This window comes from Succinivibrio sp., from assembly GCF_045124615.1.
Lineage (GTDB): Bacteria > Pseudomonadota > Gammaproteobacteria > Enterobacterales > Succinivibrionaceae > Succinivibrio > Succinivibrio faecicola.
The window spans coordinates 1-2,206 of sequence record NZ_JBGVMC010000046.1 but is presented as its reverse complement, the minus strand read 5'-3'; the positions used below and the strand labels follow the sequence as shown (position 1 = coordinate 2,206).

The following is a 2,206-nucleotide window of genomic DNA, read 5'->3' as shown; positions in this document are numbered from 1 at the left end:
TGCCTCATCAGCAAATGCTGAAGTTGCAGTCAGTGCCATTGCAGCTATTGCACTTTTACAAACTTTCATAAATATATCTCCTAAAAACAAGTCATTTTGACTATGAGTAAAAGATACGATTATGATTGTTCTTGCTCAATATTAAGGTTGCTATTTGCTCTGTAATGGGGATAAAAAAGTGCAAATGATGTTTTATGGAGAGTGATATGTTTAATTTTGGTGCACAAAAAAAATGGATAAATCTGGTGCAAAAAAAAAGAACAGTAAGACTGCTCTTTTTTGTTCAACTCTATTTAGTTGCTTTCATCCTGCATCTGTGAGTTGATTTCTTCCTTTTCCTTATATCCTTTACCTTTTGCAAGGATAACTTCTTCAAGATCTTTTACAATCTGTACTATTTCAAAAACTTCTTCTGCGGTGAAATTTGAACAGCTTTTTATAAGATAAGAATCAACTTCCATTTCAAGTAACTTAGTTTCATCCTCATTTGCATCAGCAGCTCTGATAAGTACCTTACCAGAATCATCTAAAGTTGCTGTCTGTTCAATCTTAAAATCCTGATTTTCAAATAATGGATAAAACATATAAACTCCTTGAAATGACCTGTGCAATTATACACAAATATCTTTTATCAGCAACAAAGGTTTTAACGAAAGACGGCAATTTTTCATTCCGAATTTATTCATATTGAAAGCAGATAGTAATTATTAATCTTGTACAACAATCATTTATATTATGTTGTTATCTGAATATAAGTTTGCACATTTGTTCAATATGAGCAGTGATATCCTTTTGATGAGTCATAACATTGCAAGTACACTGTATTATAAAAAAGAACAAGCAAGAAATGATCTATTAAGTGCAATTGGTTTATCTCAGTATTCACAATCTGTTATTAATTGGAAGAAAGTCTCATATAGCTCCACAGAGGCACTAACAGACTCATCATTACAACCAGTTACATCAGCAAGCTCTCATGATAGTTCAAAGATACTTTCTGACAAACAAAGAGTTGATGAAGTATCTGATGAGATAAAACGCAATATCCGTATGGCAATGATTGCTAACAGTATGGGGGCACTATCAATGATTGGCAGTGATAATGATATCAATGAAGACGGTTCAGATAGAGCTGTATCAGATGATACTATTATTACCTTAAGAAATAATCTTTTAAATGCCATTGATAATGAAATGATGCTACAAGGCAACGATGCAGGTCAGTGTTATTTACAGCTTGTTGACTGTTATACATCTGTATATAACTACATGACAGCAAAGCTTAATGGTGAAAACGGCATAGATACAGTAACACTAAAACAAAGTGAGCCAGCTTTTGTTCTAGCTCATGACAGATATGGTGATTCTACAAGAGCTGATGAGATTGCACAGCGTAACGATGTAATCAATCAATCCTCTTTTTATGCCAGTAGGAGAATTTATACTGTCAAGAAAGTAACTTTTGTATAGTAACAAATACCTCGCAAAGACCTATAATTAAAGTAAGAAATAAGAGAGGTTCTTGTGCTATGAAAAAGTTATTTATAGCTTTATTTGCTGTTTCTTTAAGTCTGTTTAGCATTCCTTCATTTGCTATTGCTGATGATTACTATACTTTGCCTTCATGGGAAGATTATCCAGATAAAAGTGCAGAGATGGACCGCAGAGTTTTTGAATCATTATCTAAATCAGATTGGAGAAAACAAAGTATACGAGAAACACCAAAAGTATTTAATCTTACTATAGATGGAAAATCAAGAGAATGTTATTACGATGGAAGTGATATTATCTGTGAGTGATAAATGAAAGATAATGAAGTTTCTTTGAATATTGGAGGTTCAGTTTTTAAAAATTGGACCTCTTTTACTATTACATCAGAATTAAATACAATCAGCCCTGCCTTTTCTGTAGGGGGGGGACGATGTACAAGTCAAAATCGGAAACAACCTTGTACTTACAGTCATGATTAAAAATGACAGTATTTTGTACAACTCTTAAAATTTGACTGTATTGTCGGAGTAACAGTTCTTCAATCTACAAATTCAAAAACTACTCTAATGCAATTTGACGAATAGAAAAACACAGATATTCAAAAAGAAAAGATTGTTTTTAAAACAAAAGATTTATGACAGCTTAAAATAAAGATCGGGCATAAAGCCCGATCCTGGTGACAAATTAAGGAAAATTACTTGAATGGATTTTCTGT

Annotated in this window: 4 protein-coding genes; 3 read left to right on the top strand and 1 reads right to left on the bottom strand. The window is 32.4% G+C overall.

Annotated elements, in window-relative coordinates; all coding sequences use genetic code 11:
• Nucleotides 1-293: 293 nt before the first annotated feature.
• A complete protein-coding gene (locus ACJML3_RS01180; RefSeq protein WP_406019899.1) occupies nt 294-584 on the bottom strand; it encodes a hypothetical protein in 291 nt (96 codons plus the stop codon).
• A gap of 211 nt (nt 585-795) precedes the next feature.
• On the opposite strand from ACJML3_RS01180, the gene ACJML3_RS01175 reads away from it, so the two are divergent.
• From ACJML3_RS01175 to ACJML3_RS01165, 3 genes are read left to right on the top strand one after another with little or no spacing between them, the layout of a single operon-like run.
• Nucleotides 796-1,470, top strand: a complete 675-nt coding sequence (locus ACJML3_RS01175) for a hypothetical protein (RefSeq protein ID WP_406019897.1) — start codon at nt 796-798, stop codon at nt 1,468-1,470.
• Nucleotides 1,471-1,529: 59 nt separating this feature from the next.
• Nucleotides 1,530-1,799, top strand: coding sequence for a hypothetical protein (locus ACJML3_RS01170; RefSeq protein ID WP_406019895.1), 270 nt, complete (start codon nt 1,530-1,532; stop codon nt 1,797-1,799).
• A 3-nt stretch (nt 1,800-1,802) separates the two neighbouring features.
• The gene (locus ACJML3_RS01165; RefSeq protein ID WP_353736411.1) at nt 1,803-1,970 is read left to right on the top strand and encodes a phage baseplate assembly protein; all 168 of its coding nucleotides are present in this window, start codon (nt 1,803-1,805) and stop codon (nt 1,968-1,970) included.
• Nucleotides 1,971-2,206 lie beyond the last annotated feature (236 nt).

Excerpts from the sequence above, each read along its gene's own strand:
- ACJML3_RS01180 (WP_406019899.1), bottom strand. The coding sequence starts at position 584 with ATGTTTTATCCATTATTTGAAAATCAGGATTTTAAGATTGAACAGACA.
- ACJML3_RS01175 (WP_406019897.1), top strand. The coding sequence starts at position 796 with ATGAGTCATAACATTGCAAGTACACTGTATTATAAAAAAGAACAAGCA.
- ACJML3_RS01170 (WP_406019895.1), top strand. The coding sequence starts at position 1,530 with ATGAAAAAGTTATTTATAGCTTTATTTGCTGTTTCTTTAAGTCTGTTT.
- ACJML3_RS01165 (WP_353736411.1), top strand. The coding sequence starts at position 1,803 with ATGAAAGATAATGAAGTTTCTTTGAATATTGGAGGTTCAGTTTTTAAA.